The sequence below is a fragment of the Kitasatospora sp. NPDC001175 genome (assembly GCF_053598215.1).
Genome location: NZ_JBSFJU010000225.1, coordinates 1 through 1,296 on the forward strand (window position 1 = coordinate 1; position 1,296 = coordinate 1,296).

At 67.6% G+C, this 1,296-nt stretch carries 1 protein-coding gene; it reads right to left on the minus strand.

Annotated elements, in window-relative coordinates; translation table 11 throughout:
* Positions 1 to 333 precede the first annotated feature (333 nt).
* A complete protein-coding gene (locus ACWDAK_RS41315; protein WP_344636569.1) occupies positions 334 to 1,056 on the minus strand; it encodes an SDR family oxidoreductase in 723 nt (240 codons plus the stop codon).
* Between the last annotated feature and the right edge of the window lie 240 nt (positions 1,057 to 1,296).

Sequence of the window (1,296 nt, forward strand, 5' to 3'; positions counted from 1 at the left end):
GCGGCGCCAGGCGCTCCCACTGGGCATCCGTCAGATCACTCCTACACCCCATAGTCGTATCAACGACTCAACTGATCGCCAGGACACTGCCTAGTGCAGCGGGGCCCTGCCAAAGACCGGAGCGCGCCACAGGACGCGACCAGAAGTCGGGTGGAACAGCCTTCGGGGTCCAACCACAGCCGTGAAACCGGAACAAGGGAACGCCGCGTACCGGCAGTGAGTTGGCCACCGATGAGTTGGCCACCGATGAGTTGGCCACCGACGAACCGGAGAGGAAGGAGCGTCGCACGAAGAGGCGAGGGACCCCTTGTCACCATCGCGATGCGGTGACGGTCAGGCTTCCTGGCCGGTGGCGGCGAGGACGATCTCACGGACGGTGACGTTCTGCGGCTGGCGGTAGGCGTAGGCGATGGCCTCGGCCACGACCTGCGGGTCCAGGGCACCGCCGGCGGACTTCTTCCAGGCCTCGTAGTCCTGCTTGATCTGCTCGTCGCTGGTGTGGGAGAGCAGTTCGGTCTCCACGGCGCCGGGAGCGATGGTGACCACACGGACGCCGCGGGAGGCGACCTCCTCACGCAGGTTCTCCGACATGGCGTGGACGGCGAACTTGGTTCCGACGTAGGCGGTGTGGTTCGGGAAGGTCTTGCGGCCGGCGATGGAGCTGACGTTGATGATCGTGCCGATGCCACGGGCGAGCATGCCGGGAAGGACGGCGCGAATGCCGTACAGCACACCCTTGATGTTCAGGTCGATCATTCGGTCCCACTCCTCGGCGCCCTGGTCCGCGATCCGGCCCAGGAGCATGGCCCCGGCGTTGTTGACGATCGCGTCCACCGGCCCGAACCGCTCCTCGGCCTCGCGCACGGCGGCCTCGACCGCGTCCCGGTCGGTGACGTCGACCTTGCGGCACAGGGTGTCGGGCAGCCCGAGCTCCTCCAGCTTCTCCAGCCGCCGGGCGAGGAGCAGCAGCGGGTGTCCCTGGGCGGACAGGAGGCGGGCGGTGGCCGCGCCGATGCCGGAGCTGGCGCCGGTGATGATGATCAGGGGCTTGGACATGGTGATCCCTCTCAAGTGGGTGCCTGGTTGCGTGCCGGTATCCAGGACACCACCGGACGGAGGGGGCACACACCGGCAGCGGGGGGAGGGTGTACAGGGGGTTCGCCAGACCCCCCTTTCACCGCGCAGCAGTGGTGCACGCCGCCCTAGCCCCGTACTTCGCAGGTCACCGTTTCAGGTCTGTGGCCAGCGGGTTCGGGTGACTTCGATGCCGAGGAGTTCGAGGAGGTGGAGTTGGAC

Excerpts from the sequence above, each read along its gene's own strand:
- ACWDAK_RS41315 (WP_344636569.1), bottom strand. The coding sequence starts at position 1,056 with ATGTCCAAGCCCCTGATCATCATCACCGGCGCCAGCTCCGGCATCGGC.